Below are 19,196 nucleotides of genomic sequence, written 5' to 3' on the forward strand. Positions count from 1 at the left end.
GGCGGGCGCGGCGGACTCGTGGGCGGGCCGGGTCAGAGGTCGCGTTCCTGCTGGTCGAGGATGGCGACCGAGATGGCGACGGCCCGGGCCGCGTCCCCGTCCTCGATCGCCCGCAGCAGGTCCTCGTGCGAGGTGTCGGGGACCAGCGCCGCCTCCTCCTGGTCCCTGACGCTGTCGCGCAGCGCGTCGCTCATGCTGCGGTAGAGGTCGCCCAGCAGCGCGTTGTGCGCGGCGTCCGCCACCAGCAGGTGGAAGTCCACGTCCGCGTCGGCGAACCCGTCGAGGTCGCCGGCCCGCCCCGCCGCGTCCCTGCGGGACAGGGTCTCGCGCATCGCGGCCAGGTCCTCCTCGGTGCGCCGGCCCGCCGCCAGCCTGGCCGCGACCAGGTCGAGGCCGCGGCGCACGTCGATGATGTCCATGGCGGCCGCCGTGTCGAGCCGGCGCCGCAGCGCGACCTGGGACTCGTCGGTCGCGGTCACGTACGTGCCGTCGCCCTGCCGGGTGTGCAGCAGCCCCGCGTGCGCCAGGACCCGCACCGCCTCCCGTACCGACAGCCTGCTCATGCCCAGGCTCTCCGCGAGCCGGCTCTCGGACGGGATCTTGGTGCCGACCGGCCACACCCCCGCGGCGATCTCCCTGCGGAGCTCGGCGATGGCGGCGTCCACGAGCGAGGTCCTGGCGACGTTACGCATGCGCCCACTCCTGTTCGGCTGAGGAACATCCACCCTAACGGTGACGTGGTCAGGCCAGTTCGGCGGCGAGGCGTTCGATCGTGTCCCTGCCTTCCAGCGGAGCCAGCCAGGTGGCGGGCAGCGGGGCGGTGCCGTGCAGGGCGCCCAGGAGGTTGCCGCACACGGAGCCGGTCGAGTCGCTGTCGCCCGAGTGGTTGACCGCGAGCAGCAGGGCCCTGTCCACGGCGGGCTCGGCCAGGGCGCAGTAGACGCCGATGGCCAGCGCCTCCTCGGCCACCCAGGCGCCGCCCAGCGACTCGACCGCCTCGGGTGAGTGCTCGCCGCTGCCTGCCAGGTGCACGGCGGCGCGCAGGGCGGCGGTGGTCTCCTCGTGGCCGGGGTACCCGGCCAGCAGCTCCATCACCTGGTGGACGGCGGGCTCCAGGGCCCGGCCCGCCATGAGGTGCGTGATGATCGCCGCGAACGCGCCGGCGGCGAGGTAGCCGGTCGGATGGCCGTGGGTGATCTGCGCGCAGGCCGCCGCCAGCTCGAACGCCTCCCGCGGCACGCGGTTCACCAGGCCGAACGGGGCCGAGCGCATCACCGTGCCGCAGCCCTTCGAGTCGGGGTTCACCGGGCCCGGCTCGCCCCACGGGGATGGGCCGGGGAAACGGCGGTGCAGGCCCGAAAGGCAGGCGTTGCCGGGGGCGCGCCGCGAGTACAGCCAGGCCTCCTCGCGCAGCCGGCCCGTCCGGTGGGGGACGCTCGGCGGCGGGGGCGCCTGGAGCTGCTGGGTGTCGAGCCAGCGCAGGTACGCCCGCCGAACGGCGTCCACGGCCACCTCCCGCGCGCCGCCACGTTCTTCGTGCCCCGCTCCGCTAGCGTGAGCTGCGGTGACGCGGGCGTCCAGGAGGCCCTCGATGGTGAAGAGGGTCATCTGGGTGTCGTCCGTGATCAGGCCGGTCTTGCCGCGCCAGGTCGTGACGTATCCCGTGATGCCGCCCGTCCCGTGATGCTTGCGGATCTCCCGCAGCGACTGGAACTCGATCGGCGCGCCCAGCGCGTCGCCGATCGCGCCGCCCAGGAGGCAGCCCCGTACCCGATCCAACACATCCATGCCTGGGATATTGCCACCTCTCTGACCGTCTGAGAGATTGCGCTTGTTTCGGTCCATCCGTCCCGGAGGTCACGCGTGTCACAATTACGCCCAGCCCTCTTCGCAGTCGCCCTCACCCTCGCGATAGCAACCCCTGCCCAGGCCGCCGCAGCCGCTCCCGCGATCACCGTCCAGAACGGCCGCACGCAGCCGGTCTTCTCGTACGCGGACGCCGTCCGCGAGCACGTGTACGTGGAGTCGACCGTCGACAGCGACCTCGACGGCTCGCTCGACAAGGTCAGGGTGGACATCATCCGGCCCAAGGAGTCCGGCCCGTCGCTCAGGGTGCCGGTGATCATTGACGAGAGCCCGTACTACGACAATTCAGGCCGCGGCAACGAGTCGGAGCGCAAGGTCTACGACGCCGCCGGAAATGTCACGAAATTTCCGCTCTTCTACGACAACTACTTCGTCCCGCGCGGCTACGCCGTCCTGAACGTCGACATGCTCGGCACCACCAGGTCCGACGGCTGCCCCGACGTCGGCGGCAAGGCCGACGTGCTGGGCGGCAAGGCGGTCATCGACTGGCTGAACGGCCGCGCCAAGGCCTTCAGGGCCGACGGCACCCCGGCCGTGGCCGACTGGACGACGGGCAAGTCGGCCATGATCGGCAAGTCGTACGACGGCACCCTCGCCAACGCCGTGGCCGCCACCGGCGTCGAGGGACTGAAGACCATCGTGCCCATCTCGGCGATCAGCTCCTGGTACAAGTACCAGCGCTCGAACGGCGTCGTCTACAACTACGACTACGCCTCCTGGCTGGCCAACTACGTCGACACCGACCCCGAGGCCAAGTGCCAGGCCGTTCGCGACAAGATGGACGCCGAGGACGGCGACGCCACGGGCGACCACAACGCGTTCTGGGCCGAGCGCGACTACATCGAGGGCCTGCTCGCCGACGTCTCCAAGGTCAGGGCGAGCGTGTTCGTCGTTCACACGGTCAACGACCTCAACGTCAAGCCCGACAACTTCTCCGCCTGGTGGAAGGCGCTGGCCGACCGGCACGTGCCCCGCAAGATCTGGGTCGGCCAGACCCAGCACGTGGACCCGTTCGACTTCGAGGGCCGCAGGGGGCTGTGGGTGGACACGCTGCACCGGTGGTTCGACCACTGGCTGCACGGCGTACGCAACGGGATCATGAACGAGCCCCGCGCCGACGTCGAGATCGGCCCCGTGCAGTGGGTCAAGCAGCGCGACTGGCCGGCCCCGTTCGCGATCAAGGCGTCGCTGCGGCCGTCGGCGGACGGCTCGCTCGGGCTGCGGCCCGCCGCCAGGAACAGCACCGCCTCCTTCACCGACCTCGCCATGAGCGAGACCGACATGGTGGCCGACGTGGGCACCGCGCACCCCGGCCGGGTGGCGTTCACCACCGGGGCGCTCCGGCTCGACCTGCGGTTGTCCGGCACGCCCACCGCCGACCTGCGGGTCAAGCTCGACAAGCCCACCTCCAACCTGACGGCGCTCCTGGTCGACTTCGGCGACACCACCCGCGTGGACTGGCGCCGAGGCCAGGGCATCACCACGCTCACGGAGGAGGACTGCCACGGGGAGAGCACCGCGGCCGACGACGCCTGCTACCGCAAGGTCGTCACCAACCTCGCCAACCGGCCCCTGGAGATCGTCGCCCGGGGCTGGATCGACGTGCAGAACCGGCAGTCGCTCAGCCAGGCCACGCCGCTGCCCGTGGGCACGTACGGCACGGTGCGGTGGCTGACCCTGCCACAGGACTACACGTTCAAGAAGGGGCATCGGATCGGGCTCGTGATCGCGGGCACCGACTCGACGTACACCGACGAGGCGGGGACGGGGGCCAACGTCACCGTCGACCTGGCTCGCAGCAGCGTGAGCGTGCCGTTCGTGCTGGGGACGCCGCTGGCGGACGTGCCTCAGGACACGGCCAAGTTCCGCGGGCCCGAGCGGGTGGAGCTGCCTCAGCCCGAGCCTGAGTTCCAGTTCTTCTAAGCCCCTGGTTCCATGACCCTCGCCGTTCTCCGGCGGGGGTCATGCGGGGTTGCACGCGGAACCCGCGCGCTGCGGTACGCGCGCGGGGCCGAACGGCGTTCCTGGGGCGGCCGTGCGTGGTGCAGCTCGTGCGGCTGCGCGCCCGGTGCCACGGCCGCCCCTTCGCCGCGCCGCGTCGGCGGGGTGTGGTGCGGTGGTGGCCGGCGCTTGGGGGCGGTGGCCGCCCACCGGCGTCCTCAGCCGCAGTCGCTCGGCGAGTCGCCGTCGGCGTCCGCCGTCAGGACGCGGTCGTCGGACCTCGCCCCGCGATCGTCCGCCATCAGCACGCCGTCATCCGTGGCACGGCCGACCGTCCAGGCCACGTTCATGGTCAGCGTCCCGCCACCGGTCGTGACCCCGCCGGTGGTGCGCCCGTCGCCGGTGGCGCGGCCGGTCCACCGGACGGCGACCTTCCCGCGATGCACCCCCGGCTCCACGTCACAGAAGTCCCGCGGGGAACGGATGCGGATCCGGTTACCGGTGACGGCGATGCCGTCCGTCCCGGAGGCCGAGGTGATCTCGCACCTCCCCGTACAGGACAGCGAGAACGTCCCGCTGCGCTCCCGCCCCAGCCACAACGACGACGGCGACAGCCGGGCCACCGGCGCCGCGGGCCGCGGCAGGGCGGACTTCCTCGGTACGGACGTCAGCGCCGACCCGGGAGCGGTGCTGGGAGCGACCCCCGAGGCCCGGGGCTCGGGCTCCACCGGCGGCACGCTCGTCTGCGCGGCCGCCTTGGTGAGCGTGGCCGGGTGGGCCTGGGCGTTCAGCACGGCCCAGATGAGGCCCGCCGCCAGCAGGCCCACGCCGAGGATCAGCCCGAGCCTGGCCACGGCCCTGATCGGGGTGCCGGGCTCGGGATCGTCGTCATCGTCCGCGGGCGGCCGCCAGTACTCCTGCCACTGCGCGCCGCCCCCGTTCGGCGCCTGCTCCAGGGCGGACAGGGTGATGCCGCCGTAGCGGACGACCACGCCGTTGTGGTGAGTGCCGTTGCTTTCACCCTTGGTGACGGTGGTGTAGACGAGCTTGTCGCCGTACGCGCCGCCGCGGAAGGGCCGCGTACGGCTGGGCGGCGTGAACGGGTGCCGCCCGCGCACGGCCGGCGCGCCCGGATGCCCCAGACCACCACCCGGACGACCCGGACCGCCCGGACCACCCGGACCTTCCGGATCGCCGCCGGGACGCACCGGACCACCCGCCGGACCTTCCAGTCCGGCGCTCGAAGCGGCGGCGGCCGGGCGTTCCAGGTCGTCGCCGCGACGCCCGGGCTCGGTGCCGCGCCGTTCCGGGTCGGAGCCGGGGGGCTCCTGGTCGGCGGCAGCCGCGCCCGCCGCCGACCAGGGCTTTCCCGGGGTCGCCGTCGTGGGGCCGGCGACCGGGGCGGACGGCGTGGCGTCGGCGACCGGAGGAGCCGGCGACGAGGAGCCGGTCTCCACCAGTGTGCGGGCCTGCACAGGAAAGCCGTCGGCCCGCCAGAGTGGCCCCTCGCCGGGCAACGGCTGCGCCAACGCCAGCCGGTTGGGAAGTGTGCCGGGCAGTGCCGCGATCGGCAGGCGGCGCAGCAGCGCCCCGGCCGTCATGGTCCTGGGCGCGGCCCGGCAGCTCGCGCAGGACTGGATGTGCCGGCCGATCCTCGCCCTGGCCCGCCGCCCGGGGGCCGCGACCCATTCGGCCATGCGTGCTGTCAGCTCGGGGCACCCGTCGCGGGAGCGGGCGGCGACGATCGCGGCGAACCATTCCTCCAGCGCCGCCGCGGCCCGCATGACGATGGCGCGCACCTCGGGCTCGGGCAGCTCGAAGACGGCGGCGAGCTCGCGGTCCGCCAGCCCGTGCCGTACGGACAGGTCGAGCAGTTCGCGCTGCGGGCGCTCCAGGGACAGCAGGGCCTCGGGCAGCAGCTCCGACATGCGGCCGGGCCGCGACCACGAGCCGATGCTCGCGGGCTTGGCGACGACCGCCCGGTGGGCCCTGGCCACCGCGTACAGCCAGGGCCGGCGCAGGGCCGGATCCACCACGCGATCCGCGTACAGGTGCACCGTCATCGCGGCCCCGGCGACCGCCTGCTCGGCGTCGCCCGCGGCGAGCTCGGTGCGGCAGTAGTCGTAGAGGCGGGCTCCGTGCTTGTCGCACAGGTCACGAATGGCCTGGCGCGCGTCGTCCGACAGGGTTCGCCACATCCGGTGTCACCTCCTCCATTCGGTACGCGGACACGGGTTCCGAGGTCACGTCCTCCCGGCCGAGTCGGCGGACGCGGAACTCGGCGTGTCGAGCAGTGACGCCTGCGCCAGGTAGGCGCGGGTGGCGTCCGGGTCGCCGGCGATGGCCCGCAGCCCCGCCATGGCCGCCGCGAGCCGGGCGCTGTCGCGCTCGCGCACGCCCGCCAGCCGGGTCTCGCCGCGCGGGATCACCCGTTGCAGCAGCACGGACCGGCGCCGCCAGGCCCACGCCTCCAGCGCGGCGGGCCGGGCGTAGCCGCCGACGACGGCCGCGATCACCTGGCCGGCCTCGGCGGCGTCGTGGATGCCGGCGTTCATGTTGAGCCCGCCGACGGTGGAGGTCAGGTGCGCGGCGTCGCCGACGAACAGCACCCGCCCGCACCGGTACGAGGTCAGCACCCCCCTGGACAGCCCGAACCGGTCGGCGCCGGTGATCCGGATCGGCTCGCCCGCCCCGGGCAGCGCCTTGCGGACCAGCAGCGACAGGTTCGACGGGGACAGCGGCTCGTGCGTGTCAGCGGGGATCTTGAAGATGATCCGCCAGTGGTCGGGCAGCCCGAGCAGCGTGCACGACTGCTGCACGTCCCGCACGTACGTCAGCGGCGCCAGGCTCGGCAGCAGCCGGTCGAGCGGCGAGTCGGTGAACACGCGCAGCGCCTGCGCCGGGTAGGCGGACCTGGGGAACGGCAGGCCCAGCGAGCCGCGCACGGTGCTGTGCGCGCCGTCGGCGGCGATCATGTACCGGGCCCGCGTCCAGGTGTGGCCGACGCGGACCCGGATCCCCGTGCCGCCCTCCGCCACGCCGTCCACGTGGGTGCCGAACCGCACGTCCACGTCCGGGTAGACGCTCAGGGCGGCGAGCAGCAGCCGGGTCAGCGACGCCTGGTCGGCGTGGATCCTGAACGGATGCTTGGTCAGGCCGTCGAGCCGGTTCATGCCCATCTCGGCCAGCACGATCCCCGGCCGGTCGCGCCACTGCACCCGGTCCACCACCCGGCCGGCGGCCACCAGCCTGGCCGCCACGCCGAGGTCGTCCAGCAGGTCGAGCGTGGCGGGGTGGAAGGTGCAGGCGCGGGCCTGCCGGGGCAGCTCGTGCTCGCGCTCCAGCACGGTGACCGGGATCCCGGCCCTGGCCAGGCAGAGCGCGGCGGTCAGGCCGGCGGGCCCGGCGCCGACCACGATGACCCCGTTCATGGCCTGCCTCCCATGCGGGCCGCGGCCGCCAGGTGGTGGCGGCGGTACGGCACGCGGCTCAGCGTCACGTGCCGGCCGACGGCCTTGGACAGGGCCCACCAGGCCACGCAGAGGTTCGAGGTGAGCAGGGTACGGTCGTTGCCGCTGGTCAGCGGCCTGAGCACGGGCAGCGTGGGCAGCCCGGTGCCGGTGAAGAGCAGGACGGCGTCCGCGGGCGGCTCCGCCAGCTCGACCTGGCTGACCAGCGAGGCGGGCGTGTGCCCGTAAGGCGAGTAGCCGTCCGGCGCGCGTACCTGGACGACCTGGGTGACGTTCAGCCCGGCCGTCTTCCAGAACCGCTCGGCCAGATCCGTCACCCACGGCTGGTACGGCGAGACCAGCACGATGTCGGTCGCCATCACGTGTTCCAGCGCTTCGCGGGCGGCCAGCGTGGCGGTGGCGAACGGCACCCCGGTCGCGGCCGTCAGCTCGGCGCACTGCTCGCGGTCCTCGTCGGGCCCGAGCAGGTAGCGCGGCTGGCTGCAGGCCATCACCATCGCGTCCAGCCGCAGGCCGTCGAACGCGCCGATCATGGCGGGCATGGCGGCGTTGTAGCTCTCCAGCCGGTCGACCAGGGACGGTCCCGGTAGTACGGGAAGGCGGGCGACGTGCATGTCGGCCCGCGAGCCGAGCAGCCTGGTCAGCTCGGGTTCCGCCGACGGGTTCGCGGGCGCCACGAGCACGCCGACCCTGCGGCGGCTCATCGTGTGCCCCGGACGGTGCGCATGGTCTTGTCCTCCTGTGCGGGAAGGCGCGAGAGAGAGGTCGGTCGGCTCAGTGCCGCAGGGCTTCGTCGATCTCGGTGATGGCGTCGACGGACACCTGCCGGATGCGGCGCAGCCGGTGCACGGTGCGCGCCGATCCCGCCGCCTGTTCCTCGCCTCGCGGTTCCCCGCCCCAGGACGGTGGCGGCGCGCCGGGCCGGAGGCCCCGCGCGTGGACTTCGTGTGGTTGTGGCCTGCGCAACTCGTCGGTGAGCATGGTCACTCCTATGTACAGCGGGTGGTTACTCGGGGTGGTTACTCGGGGTGGTTCCTGAGGGCGGGCCGGTCGGTTCCGGCCCGGTCGAGAGGCACGCGAGGCCCGGCGAGGGGCCGGCAGAGGATCGCCGGCCCCCCTTCGGCCGCGCGTCGGGATCGAGGTCCGTTCACACGTTCCGACGCCCCGGCGACCCGCACCAGCGCCGTGGCGGCGAGCAGAACGGTGGCCGGCAGAACGGCCATGAGCACGCGGGCGTGCCCGGGCACCGGCTCCCCGAGGGGTGGCCGGCCGATCGGCGGCGTGGCGCCCGTCACGGCGATCGCTCCGCCCGGCATCGCTGTCGTGCCGATGGTGCCGTCCAGGCCGGGTACACCGCCGTAGACGGCCCTGCCGAGCCCGACGCGGCGGACGACCGGCACGGCCGGAGGCGCCGCCGCCATCGTGGCGGCTCCTGGGGAGCCGCGAAACCGCCGCGGGTCGCGGGCACGCCGCCGCCACGAGATCAGCGGCAGGACGGCGTACGTGCGCACGCGACCCGGCGGGCGGTGAGAAAGCCGGCCCCAGACGCCACCCCTCGAGACGGCCAGCACGCCAGCCGCTACCGCGCTGGCCGACAGCACCGCGCCGACTAGGTCGGGCACGTGCCGCACGGTGCCGTGGGGGTGGGGAAGCGCCGGGGCCAGCGCTGGGAGGGCTGCCACGCGGGCCGCGTACGGTACGCGCCGGCCATGGAAGGCCGGTGGCCGCGCGCCGCCGGGTGGCAGCGGTCGCCGGGACGCGGCCGGGATGACCGCCGTCGCGTCCTGGCAGATGGGGGCCGGGAGATTCATCGAGCCGTCACCGCGCTCTCGGCCACGTTCGGCACGCTGACGCAGACCATGCGCTCCGTCAGCCCGGCTCCGGGTCCCGCCGCGCGCGTACGGGCCGGTCCCGCACCGCCGGCCACCATGCGCGCGACCTTGGAGGCGAGCGCGAGATGCTCGCCGCAGCGCCGGGCCACCTTGGCCTCCAGGCCGGCCACCTGGGCCAGCCTCAGCCGCATGGGCTCCAGCGACGAGCGCCGTTCGAGGCCGTCGAGGTCGGCCAGCCTGGCCGGCCAGCGCAGCTCCTCGGCGCAGTGGGCCTCGACCTCGACAGGCAGCTCCTCGGCGGGCGACCCCTCGTGGCGCAGCCGGGTGGCGACCATGACGGCGGTGAACGCCGTCTTGTCGAAGTCCGCCAGCCGGCCCGCGAGGGCCGCGCCGAGCATCCTGGAGCGGTGGCTCAGGCAGACCGCACTCCACCCGAGCAACAGCAGCCGATCGGGGCCCGTCTCGGTGTGCCAGCCCGCCAGCCGCAGCTCGCGGGCCATCCGGTGGTAGAAGCGCCAGCGGTGGCCGGGGTCGTCCAGCCAGACCTGGACCCCGCCGAGCGGCAGGCCGGCGACGTGTACGCCGGCTCCCGCGACGGGCCCTGCCACGCGTGCGCAGATGCGCTGGACCACTCGCTCCTGACCAGGGACGGCCGGGCCGTCCAGGAAGGTCGAATCCATGGTCACGTCCGGCCACCTCCTCGCAGGGGATCTCTCCAGAACCCTGAGACTGTTAAGCCACAGTTACCACGTGAACCGATAGTCCGCTTCTGCAGGGGGCTATGTCAACTGACAGTTTGCGCATAAGTTGATACCTGCCTGCGTGGCAGAGCTTGCCCGCATGGCAGGGGACAGTGGGGCTCGCGTCCCTTACGCTGGACAATGTTCACGGGCGGCTAGGAGGTGTGCCGTGGCGAACTTCGCCGAGCGGCTCGATCTCGCGCTGACCAAGCGCGGCTTCACCGGCGCGCAGGTCGCCTCCGCCCTGACGGAGGCCGGCATCCCCATCACCCGCGCCTACGTCAGCCAGCTGCGCACCGGCAAGCAGACCAACCCGACGCTCCAGGTGCTCAGGGCGCTGGCGTCCTGCCTGCAGGTGAGCGTCGGCTGGCTGGTCGGCGACGACTACCTCGAGTCCGGCTCGGTGGAGGACCTGCAACTGCGCGCGGCCACGATCGGTCTGTCCGCCTCCGGGCTGTCGGAGGGCTCGCTGGCCGTGCTGCGCGGCGTGGTCGAGCTGGCCCGCAAGGCCGAGGGGCTGCCCGAGGAGCCCGAGCCGACGTCCGACATCCCCGAGGCGGTCGCGCCGCTGAGCGGCCCGCAGCGCCGGGCCCTGGGCAAGCGGCTGCACGGCCTGCGCCTGTCCGCGCAGCTCTCCGTCGAGCAGGTCGAGACCGCGATCGGCAGGGGCGCGGCCGCGATCCCCGCCATCGAGGAGGGCCGCATCGCGCCGGCGCCCATCACCGTCGAGCGCCTGCTGACCGTCTACGGCGTCTCCGTGCCCCCCATCCGCGAGTACGTGCTCTCGCTGGCCAGGGGCGAGCGCGAGGCCGCCTGGTACGACGCGCAGTCGGTGCCCGTCTGGCTGGCCACCGGCTACGCCCTGGAGGGGCGCGCCACGGTCATCCGCACCTACCACAACCAGTTCGTCCCGCCGCTGCTGCAGACCGAGGAGTACGCCAGGGCCGCCATCACCGTGGCCGGGCCCGCGACGCTCGGGCAGCAGACGGTGGAGGAGGCGCTCGCGCTCGTGCTGGCCCGCCAGGAGGCCGTGCCCCGCGACAACGGCGTGGTGTTGTGGGCCGTGATCGACGAGAGCGTGCTCACCCGCTCGATCGTCGGGCAGCACGTCCAGCTCCGCCAGCTCGACGTGCTGATCGAGCACGCCAAGCGGCCCAACGTCTCGCTGCACGTGGTGCCGATGGAGGACCCGGCGTACGTGCCGCGCACCGGCCCGTTCACGCTGTGGCGCTTCACCGAGGCGTTCGAGCCCGACATCGCCTGCGCCCACGGCATCGAGTCCGACGCGCTGATCACCGAGGCGGGCGCCGTGGAGGCCTTCCATCAGGCGTTCACCAAGCTGTCGGTGACGACGACCACCCGCGACGAGACGTTCGAGCTGCTCAATTACCATCGCGAAAGGCTTTCGCGTTCGCTGGGTATTTGATCTCTCCGCTGGTTTGTACCAACGAATGGTTACGTAGGTATATCCATAATCAATGGCTTTTGTGGTTGTCTTTCGCCGCGGGGCGAGGATCATATGGTCTGGGTCATCGAGTGGGGTCCGAAAGGATCAGCTTTTCCCGAGATAGTGGGCGAGGGGAAAGGGGTAACACTCAATGCGTCAGCGTGCCATCCGAAACCTGGCGATGCTGGAGATGACCCAAGCGCGTGCCACTCGCATTCTCGACGCCGCCGCGGGCGGGAAGAACAACTTCGTGGCGGACCGGGATGTCATCCGCCGTTATGATCAGGCCGCGCCCATCACGACGACGGCCGCCAGGGCCGTACTTGAATATTTGCGCCGTGTGGTCCGTCATCTGGCGAGCGAAGGCGTGGACCAGTTCGTGATCGTCGGAAGTGGCGTACCGAGCGGCCTGCCACCGGGCAGGCAGTTGCACGACGTGGCCCGTGACGCCCTGCGCGCCTCGGTGCCGCGCGTGGTCTACGTGGAGAACGACCCCATGGTGCTGGCCGGAGCGAGGGCGACCATCGAGCCCGTCACCGACCTCGTCCGCGTCGTAGAGGGCGACGTGCGCGAGATCGACGACCTCCTCGACGACCGGGTGCTGCAGACGTTCCTCGACTGGGACCGGCCGATGGCCGTGCTGCTGCTGTCCACCCACAGCCTGAACGACGACGAGTACTTCCATTACGTGATCAAGCGGATCCGGCAGGTGGTCCCGGAGAGGAGTTACCTGTCGGTCATGCAGACCACGTTCGACGCCGTTCCGGCGGAGCTGCTGCCGGCCATTCACGACCTGCTGGCCATGACGCTGCCGGGCCAGGCGATTCGCACCAGGGAGGAGGTAGAGGCGTTGCTCGAAGGTCTGGTGCTGGTAGAGCCGGGGCTGGTGTGGGTTCCGGAATGGCAGCCCGACCACGACACCGCCTGCGCCGATCAGCCCAGCGCGTCGGGGAACTACGGCGCCGTGGCCCGGGTCCCCTGACGTCTGTCACGCCTGGGAGGCCGCGGTTCCGGCCGGCGCGCCGGCCGGGCCCTTGGCCGGCTCGACCCCGAACACGAGCACCGCGACCACGGCCAGTACGAGGGGCACCGCCCCCAGCAGCGCCGTCATCCCGATGGACGGGGCCGCCGCGCCCGCGACCAGCACGCCGGTCACGGCCACGCCGCCGAACTTGCCGACGCCCGCGGACAGCCCGGAGCCGCGCGAGCGCACCCGGGTCGGGTAGATCTCGGAGCTGTAGGCGGCCAGCACCGCGGCGATCGCCGCCGTCCCCACGATCGGCCCGGCCAGCAGCAGGTAGAGCCAGGTGCGGTCCTGCGCCAGCGTCTCGCCGGAGAACGACAGCACCACCAGCGCCGCCCCCACCAGCGCCGAGAGCACCACGATCGTCTTCTTGGCGCTCCACAGGCCGTACATGGCGGCCGAGATGAAGATCAGCGGCAGGCCCAGCAGCGTCGAGTCCGCCAGCGCCCGGTCGGCGGCGGACTGGTCGAGGCCGAGGCTGCGCAGGTTCGACGGGATCCAGAGCTGGAAGCCGTACGTGACCAGGCCGATACTCAGCCCCAGGATCACCACCGCCACCGTCAGCCCGGTGAACGGCGCCCGGAACAGCCGCGAGTACCCGCCCTCGTGCTCGTCCTGGACCCGCTCGACGTCGGACCCGGAGGTGAGCGCCGCGCCGTACCTGGCCATGATCGCGTGGGCCTCGGCGTCGCGGCCGTAGGCCAGCAGGAAGCGCGGCGACTCGGGGATGAACCGGTTGAGCAGGATCAGGAAGACCCCCGTGGGCAGGCCGACCAGCCACAGCACCCGCCAGGAGTACTCCGGAGCCAGCGTGGCCGACAGGAAGCTCGCCAGCAGGTAGGCGATGGCCAGGTTGCCGCCGATGAGCACCATGACCCAGCCCTTGTGCCGGGGCGGGATCGTCTCGGCCAGCAGCGAGAACGCGATCGGCAACATGCCGCCAGCGCCCAGTCCCATGGCCAGGCACATGGCCAGGTTGCCCTCGAAGCTGGGCATCACGCCGCAGATGGCGGTGCCGATGAACAGCACGCCCGCGTACAGGATGGACGGCTTGCGGCCGATCCTGTCGCCCAGCCAGCCCCACAGCAGCGAGCCCAGCACGGTCCCCGTGAGACCGAAGAGCGGCAGCAACGCCACCGGCACGTCGCCGCCCGGGTTGAGCGGGGACTTCAGCCCGTACTCCGCGACCATGCCGGGGGAGACGAACCCGAGCGTGATCGGCTTCATGGCGTCGATCACCACGGCGACCGACATGACCACCACGAGCCCGAGGTGCGCCGGGCGCATCTTCTGGTCGTCCAGCGCGCGCACCCGCACCTCGGCCGCCGGCCTGGCGGTGAACGCGCCCGGCGGCACCAGCCCCCACGCGGTCACGACCAGCCCCGCGACGATCAGCACCATGCCGACCGTCATCGGCAGGTCCATCGGCATCCCGGCCAGCCGGTAGCCCATCTCGGCGCTGTGCAGGTACATCGGCAGGTGCAGCACGACCCCCGCCACCGTGGCGAGCGTGCCCAGCCAGAAGTACAGCGGGCGTGCCAGCGCTACGCCGCCCATGGATCCCCCCTCACAACAGACGGCCACCCCGCAGCCGCCACTGGACGAACAGCACCCGCATGGGCCCGTTCACGAACAGCCACTGGCCGAGCCACACGACCGTGAACATGACGGCGAACGCCCAGAAGGACACCGGCCCCTCGACCCCCGGCACCAGGTCCAGATCGAGCAGCACCCACATGAGCAGCCCCTCCGGCACCGCCGTGAGCAGCCCGAACAGCGTCGGCCAGTCCTTGTCCCAGCGGAACTGCATCAGCAGGTGGTACAGCAGCTCCCAGCCGAGGCCGGCGACGGCCACGGTCAGCAACATCACGAACGCGTCGCCGAAGGACATGGGCAGCACGAGCGCGAGCAGCGCCGTCAGCACCACCCCCACCGTGGCCAACACGAACAGCCGGGTCTGCACGCGCCCGGCCAGCGTCGGGATCAAGCCGGTCTCCTGTTCGCCGCCCACTTCATCCATTGCGACACCGACCTGACCGGCCCCAGCCCCTTGCAGAACCCCCGCCTGGCCAGGTCGTCGGCGATGTCGAGGGCCGCGGTCTGCATGCCGAGGAAGCTGTCCACGGCCAGGAAGTGGTTACCCGCGGTGGCGGCGCCCGAGGCGTACAGCCTGCCGTCGCCGTTCTCCGTGCCCAGCACCTCGAAGTTCGGTCCGACCTGGAGCCTGCCCGCCTTGTTGGGGCGGGCGCCGCCGTGCTGCAGCAGGTCGGCCAGCACCCGGTGCTCCGGCATGTCGGCCTCCAGGCCGGTGCAGTCGATGATGAAGTCGGAGACGTACTGCATGGCGGCCGAGCCGCCGCTGCGGGTGTGGGTGACCAGCCGGCCGTCGGGCGCCTGGTCGATGCGCTCCACGACGGCCTGCACCGGGTGGTACCAGCTTCCCTGCCTGGCCCGGCGCATCTGCTCCTGCCAGCGGGCCAGCTTCGGTGTGGTGGTGCCGGCGACCAGCGCGGCCAGCCGGGCCCGCCGCTCCGGCGGCGCCTTGCGGAACTGCGCCTTGAGCTGGCCGCCGAACGCCGACTTGGGCATCGTGAACGCCTGGTACGCCCACCCGTCGCCGCCCTTGCGCCGCATGAACGCGTGCGGCCCGTGGGTGCCCGTCACGTACGTACGGAACAGGTGCACGATCTGCGTCTGCAGGCCGTACCGCTCCCTGTCGTCCATGAGGCGCTGCAGCACCCGCGAGGCCACGATGCCGGCGCCGCGCACGACCACCACGCCCGGACGCTTGCTGAGCTGGTCGTAGACGTGCTCGTGCGGCTCGTACGCGTTCACCACGCGGTACCGCTCGTTGCGCCGCTGCCGGAACTCCTGGAGGTCGTCGAGGAACTTCAGCCCCGGATACCCCACGGCCAGGTGCACGTACCGCGAGCGCAGCACCACCCGCTTGGTCGGCCCGCTCCCGGCGGGCGGCGTCAGCACGGTGAAGTAGCCGCCGCCCAGCCGTTTCCTGACCATGCGGACCTGTCCCTTGGCCAGCATCTCCCAGTAGCCGATGCGGTCGGCCTCGCGCTGCACGGTCCGCATGACGAGCGCGGCGCGCGGGCTGTAGAAGTCGGTGCCGATGGGCTCGGTGAACACCTGGAACAGCGGCCCGATGGAGCGCTCCTGCCAGGCCTCCTGCACCGCGTACGAGGGGAAGCCCCAGATGTTGTCGGGCCGCGCGCCCGCGTCGGAGCGGATGCGCTCGTGCGCGGGCAGCTGCGAGACCCGCGTCAGGTACTCCCAGGTCTGCCAGGGGGAGTCGCTGGTCGAGAGCACCCGCATGGCGGAGGTGGCCACGCCGCGGATGCGCAGCACGTCCAGCAGCGTGAAGGAGCCGAGGCCGCCGCCCACCGAGACCAGCGGCATGTCATAGATCGGGATGCCCGCCGACTCCACCAGCCCGTCGGCCCAGACGGAGGAGTGCAGTAACTCCGGCGTCAGATCTCCCCATGGCACGAAAGCTAAAGGTAGCGTAAAACCCGGACTTTCAGTCCCACCAGAAGGACCATGCGTGACGGCCCGTGATCTGGGCGGCGTACCCCTGCAGATCACCCGGCCCCTGCACCACGTTGTCGGGGCAGAACGCCCAGTGCTCGGCCGCCACGTGCAGCGCGTGCTCGTGATCGGCAGGCGGCGCCGCCACGCTGAGCTCCAGCGTGTTGAACCCGACGCCCACCACCCGCGCGCCGAACCGGTCCTCCCAGCTCCGCACCACCGCCGCCATCGGCACCATCCACTCGTTGTGGTGCAGCGCCCCCTGCCAGCCCATCACCGCCAGCGCGTCCGCGCCCCGGCCCGCCGCTACCAGGCCGAGCGGCATGCCCCTGGCCGCCAGCTCGCCCGCCAGCCAGTCGGCGACCGCCCCGGGGTCGGCCTTCAGCACCCCCGGAGCCGCCAGGCCCGGGCAGATCGCGCCGTACGGCTCCAGCTCCTCCAGCGCGTCGGGCGGCATCTGCGCCACCCACTCCTGCCACACCTCCGCCATGAAGCCCTCGGCGGTGAAGTGGTCGATCTGGCGGGGGTCGTCCGGCACGATCTGCCCCACGCTCCAGGGCTGCGCCGACTCGTCCAGCAGCAGCGGCCACAGGCCGCTGTGCGCGTGCCACTCGCGCAGCAGCGTCCAGTCCGCGCCGGCCACCGGCTCGTCGCTCATCCAGAACGCCGGCCGCGCCGGCACCCCCTGCCCGGTGTAGCCGGGATCCGGCCAGACCACGTCACCGGGAGGCAGGGCCACGGGCAGCCGGCGCCCCCTGCCGCCGTCGGCGAACAGGGGGCCCAGCTCGCGTGGCAGCCGATGATCGCTCATGCCCTACCGTTCCGATACCGAATCCTGTCTCGGAGATGGTAGTGCCGCCGGTCGTCCCGGTACCTGTGGCGGGCGCCCCCGGGGTGCCGGTGTGGGGCAGAATGCTGTTCTGTGCTCCTCTTCGACGCGGTTCTCACCGACTTCGACGGCGTGCTGCGCCACTTCGACCACGCCGCCCAGGCCGACATCGAGGCCCGCTACGGCCTGCCCCTGATGAAGACGGCCTTCGACCCCGAGCTGATCCTGCCGCCGACGCTCGGCCACGTCACCGAGGCGCAGTGGGCGGAGTCGATCGTGGCGGCGCTCGGCGGCGACGAGCGCGCGCGGCAGGCCGTGGCCGAGTTCATCGAGATCGGCTTCTGGGTGGACGAGCAGGTCAAGGAGCTGCTGGCCAGGGCGCAGGAGCACGTGCCGGTGATCATCGTGACCAACGCCATGGACACGCTGGAGGAGCACATCGACCGGCTCGGGCTGACGTACTTCGCCGACGACGTGGTCAGCAGCGCCAGGGTCGGCGTGGCCAAGCCCGACCCGCGCATCTACGAGATCGCCGCGGAGCGGGCCGGGGCCGAGCCCGGGCGCTGCCTGTTCGTCGACGACCGGCTGCCGAACGTGGAGGCCGCCAGGGCGCTTGGCATGACCGGCATCCACTACCGGACCTTTCAGGATCTGGCGGCCGTGCTGGGCTAGCCGGCGGCCATGTCGAAGAAGGCCAGCTCCAGCTCCACGGCCCGGCGGAAGACGCCCAGCACCTCCCGGCGCCGCTCCTCGCCCAGCCCCTCGCCCAGCCGGTCGAGCTCCCCGCGCAGGAAGGCCACCCAGGCGCGGAACTCCTCGCCCTCGTGCAGCTCGATCCACTCCCGGTGCACGAAGCTCTCCGGCGGCGGCCCGGCCGCCCGCGAGGCCCAGCCGAGGTAGCACCACTCGGCCACGCACAGCACGGCGGCGATCAGCAGGTAGTCCTGCGACACCCGCACCTCGTCCATGAGCCGCCTGAACGCCGCCGTCACCGGCTCCAGCGGCACCTCGGTCCGCCCGCCCAGCTCGGCCAGCGCCCGGTGGAAGTACGTCTTCTCCTCGGTGGTCGCCACCTGCCCGAGGAACGTGCCGTACGGCACCCGCGCCTCGAACGTGTCGGCGGCGGCCACGGCCGCGCCGAGCAGTGCCGTGAAGGAGTCCACGAACTGGAAGTCCTGCTCCAGGTAGCGCCGCATGTCATCGCCGGCCACCGTTCCCTCGGTGATCGCCGTCGCGAACGGGTGCGTCACCACCGCCGTCCACTCGGGCTCGCACTGCTGCCTCAGCCACTCGCTGAACGTCTGCTCACTCATGGCTCCGGACTCTAGAGGCTGTACCGCTGGATGGACCGCCGCCCCCTCGCCGTGCTGGGCGAGCTGCGCTTCTCGCCAGGCCAGGGGGCGGCGGCGGCAGAGCGCCTGTCAGTACCCGCCGTAGGGATTCTGGGAGGGCGGCTGGGTATTCGGGGCGCTCGACTGGTGGCCCGAGGGGTGCGTCGGGCTGCTCGACGGCGTGCTCGCCGCACCGTTGGAGCTCACCTTCGTGCCCTGCGGGGCGATGACTCCGATCAGGCCGTGCTTGGTGCCGTCGATGCCGGCGGAGAACCACAGCGAGCTCTCGCCGCCGGTGGCGGCGGTGCCCGGCTCGAGGTCCCAGAGGCCGGGCAGCACGATCGGCTTGCCCTCGGACGTGCGCAGCGAGCCCAGGTGCCGGCCGCTGCGGTAGGCGTGGACGGTGCCGTCGCCGAAGTTGCCGACCAGCAGCGCGTTCCGGTACTCGCTCCGGTTCCAGCCCTTGGGCGCGGCCGTGATCCCCCAGGGGGCGTTCAGACCGACGCGGGAGATGCGGCCGGTCAGGCGTCCGCTGGCGTTGAAGCGGCTGACGAAGCCCTTGCCGTTGCCGAACACGGGCTTGCCGGTGCTCGGGTCGCGCAGGGCGTAGGCGACCCAGATGTTGCCGTTGGCCACCGCCACGTTGTAGGCGTTGTAGCCCCTCGGCAGTGCCCGGTCCCTGAACTGCGACCGGCCCAGCGGGATGCGCCTGAAGTCCTCGTCGAAGGCGTGGATGCGCCCGCTGGCGAAGTCGGCGGCCAGCAGGAACGCCTCGTCCTCGGTCTGGACGAGTTCCAGCCCCTTGTAGTCGGCGCCGCGGGTGAACGCCGCGATGATCGCGTTGGCCGGGTCGGCCTCCGCGTTCCAGCCGCTGATGGCGCCGCTCGGGCTGGAGAAGATGAAGGTGGCGGGCTTGCCCTTGACGGTGAAGCCCTCGCCGGGGTTGAACACCTGGCCGGTCGGGGCTCCGCCAGGGATGGCGACCTCCGTCTTCTCCTTCTTGCCCGTGCCGGAGTAGACGGTGGCGCTACCGGTGCCGGTGTTCGAGACCCACAGTGTCTTGCCCATGGCCAGGCCCCACGGGTTGACGACCTTGGGGTCGGTGACCGGGGCTTTGCCCTGAACGTCCGACACAAGGTTGATGACGTCGAATCGCGTCCTGGTGGTGGCGTGTGC

18 protein-coding genes are annotated in these 19,196 nt (G+C 72.3%); 4 read left to right on the top strand and 14 right to left on the bottom strand.

From position 1 onward, the window contains the following. Window positions 1-32: 32 nt before the first annotated feature. Both HD593_RS13145 and HD593_RS13150 read right to left on the bottom strand, forming a co-directional pair. Window positions 33-692 (bottom strand): FadR/GntR family transcriptional regulator, encoded by a 660-nt coding sequence (locus HD593_RS13145; protein WP_185102444.1) that lies wholly within the window; start codon window positions 690-692, stop codon window positions 33-35. Window positions 693-741: 49 nt separating this feature from the next. Further along, complete coding sequence (locus tag HD593_RS13150) at window positions 742-1,788, bottom strand: ADP-ribosylglycohydrolase family protein (RefSeq protein WP_185102445.1); 1,047 nt, start codon at window positions 1,786-1,788, stop codon at window positions 742-744. Window positions 1,789-1,863: 75 nt separating this feature from the next. On the opposite strand from HD593_RS13150, the gene HD593_RS13155 reads away from it, so the two are divergent. Next, complete coding sequence (locus HD593_RS13155; RefSeq protein WP_185102446.1) at window positions 1,864-3,789, top strand: Xaa-Pro dipeptidyl-peptidase; 1,926 nt, start codon at window positions 1,864-1,866, stop codon at window positions 3,787-3,789. A 236-nt stretch (window positions 3,790-4,025) separates the two neighbouring features. Here the strand turns inward: HD593_RS13155 and HD593_RS13160 are convergent, their stop codons facing one another. The 6 genes from HD593_RS13160 to HD593_RS13185 all read right to left on the bottom strand — a co-directional run bounded on the left by HD593_RS13160 (window position 4,026) and on the right by HD593_RS13185 (window position 9,795). Then, window positions 4,026-6,005, bottom strand: coding sequence for an RNA polymerase sigma factor (locus HD593_RS13160; RefSeq protein WP_185102447.1), 1,980 nt, complete (start codon window positions 6,003-6,005; stop codon window positions 4,026-4,028). A gap of 45 nt (window positions 6,006-6,050) precedes the next feature. Further along, window positions 6,051-7,238 (bottom strand): FAD-dependent oxidoreductase, encoded by a 1,188-nt coding sequence (locus HD593_RS13165; RefSeq protein WP_185102448.1) that lies wholly within the window; start codon window positions 7,236-7,238, stop codon window positions 6,051-6,053. Then, a complete protein-coding gene (locus HD593_RS13170; RefSeq protein WP_185102449.1) occupies window positions 7,235-7,981 on the bottom strand; it encodes a maleate cis-trans isomerase family protein in 747 nt (248 codons plus the stop codon). The genes HD593_RS13165 and HD593_RS13170 overlap by 4 nt, the downstream gene beginning before the upstream one ends. A 70-nt stretch (window positions 7,982-8,051) precedes the next feature. Beyond that, window positions 8,052-8,258 carry a hypothetical protein gene (locus HD593_RS13175; protein WP_185102450.1) on the bottom strand — a complete coding sequence of 69 codons (207 nt, stop codon included), beginning with the start codon at window positions 8,256-8,258 and terminating at the stop codon, window positions 8,052-8,054. Between the two features lie 38 nt (window positions 8,259-8,296). Then, entirely contained in the window at window positions 8,297-8,959 is a 663-nt protein-coding gene (locus HD593_RS13180; protein WP_185102451.1) for a hypothetical protein, read from the bottom strand. Between the two features lie 125 nt (window positions 8,960-9,084). Beyond that, window positions 9,085-9,795: a hypothetical protein gene (locus HD593_RS13185; protein ID WP_185102452.1), complete on the bottom strand. Its 711-nt coding sequence runs from the start codon at window positions 9,793-9,795 to the stop codon at window positions 9,085-9,087. A gap of 223 nt (window positions 9,796-10,018) precedes the next feature. On the opposite strand from HD593_RS13185, the gene HD593_RS13190 reads away from it, so the two are divergent. Beyond that, window positions 10,019-11,275, top strand: a complete 1,257-nt coding sequence (locus HD593_RS13190) for a Scr1 family TA system antitoxin-like transcriptional regulator (RefSeq protein WP_185102453.1) — start codon at window positions 10,019-10,021, stop codon at window positions 11,273-11,275. A 211-nt stretch (window positions 11,276-11,486) separates the two neighbouring features. Continuing rightward, entirely contained in the window at window positions 11,487-12,278 is a 792-nt protein-coding gene (locus tag HD593_RS13195) for an SAM-dependent methyltransferase (RefSeq protein ID WP_185102454.1), read from the top strand. A 6-nt stretch (window positions 12,279-12,284) separates the two neighbouring features. On the opposite strand, the gene HD593_RS13200 is transcribed toward HD593_RS13195, so the two are convergent. From HD593_RS13200 to HD593_RS13215, 4 genes are read right to left on the bottom strand one after another with little or no spacing between them, the layout of a single operon-like run. Next, complete coding sequence (locus tag HD593_RS13200; RefSeq protein WP_185102455.1) at window positions 12,285-13,877, bottom strand: MFS transporter; 1,593 nt, start codon at window positions 13,875-13,877, stop codon at window positions 12,285-12,287. Window positions 13,878-13,887: 10 nt separating this feature from the next. Further along, window positions 13,888-14,307 carry a hypothetical protein gene (locus HD593_RS13205; RefSeq protein ID WP_185102456.1) on the bottom strand — a complete coding sequence of 140 codons (420 nt, stop codon included), beginning with the start codon at window positions 14,305-14,307 and terminating at the stop codon, window positions 13,888-13,890. Beyond that, on the bottom strand, window positions 14,304-15,821 hold the full coding sequence (locus HD593_RS13210) for a hypothetical protein (protein ID WP_185102457.1): 1,518 nt from the start codon (window positions 15,819-15,821) through the stop codon (window positions 14,304-14,306). The genes HD593_RS13205 and HD593_RS13210 overlap by 4 nt, the downstream gene beginning before the upstream one ends. 31 nt (window positions 15,822-15,852) lie before the next feature. After that, window positions 15,853-16,671, bottom strand: coding sequence for a DUF4253 domain-containing protein (locus tag HD593_RS13215; protein ID WP_185102458.1), 819 nt, complete (start codon window positions 16,669-16,671; stop codon window positions 15,853-15,855). 111 nt (window positions 16,672-16,782) lie between these two features. Here HD593_RS13215 and HD593_RS13220 point away from each other — a divergent pair, with 111 nt between their 5' ends. After that, on the top strand, window positions 16,783-17,361 hold the full coding sequence (locus HD593_RS13220) for an HAD family hydrolase (protein WP_185102459.1): 579 nt from the start codon (window positions 16,783-16,785) through the stop codon (window positions 17,359-17,361). Here the strand turns inward: HD593_RS13220 and HD593_RS13225 are convergent. Both HD593_RS13225 and HD593_RS13230 read right to left on the bottom strand, forming a co-directional pair. Continuing rightward, on the bottom strand, window positions 17,358-18,002 hold the full coding sequence (locus HD593_RS13225; RefSeq protein ID WP_185102460.1) for a TenA family protein: 645 nt from the start codon (window positions 18,000-18,002) through the stop codon (window positions 17,358-17,360). The genes HD593_RS13220 and HD593_RS13225 overlap by 4 nt on opposite strands. A gap of 108 nt (window positions 18,003-18,110) precedes the next feature. Beyond that, a complete protein-coding gene (locus HD593_RS13230; protein ID WP_185102461.1) occupies window positions 18,111-19,154 on the bottom strand; it encodes a TIGR03118 family protein in 1,044 nt (347 codons plus the stop codon). Window positions 19,155-19,196: the final 42 nt, after the last annotated feature.

It is taken from the genome of Nonomuraea rubra, from assembly GCF_014207985.1.
GTDB lineage: Bacteria > Actinomycetota > Actinomycetes > Streptosporangiales > Streptosporangiaceae > Nonomuraea > Nonomuraea rubra.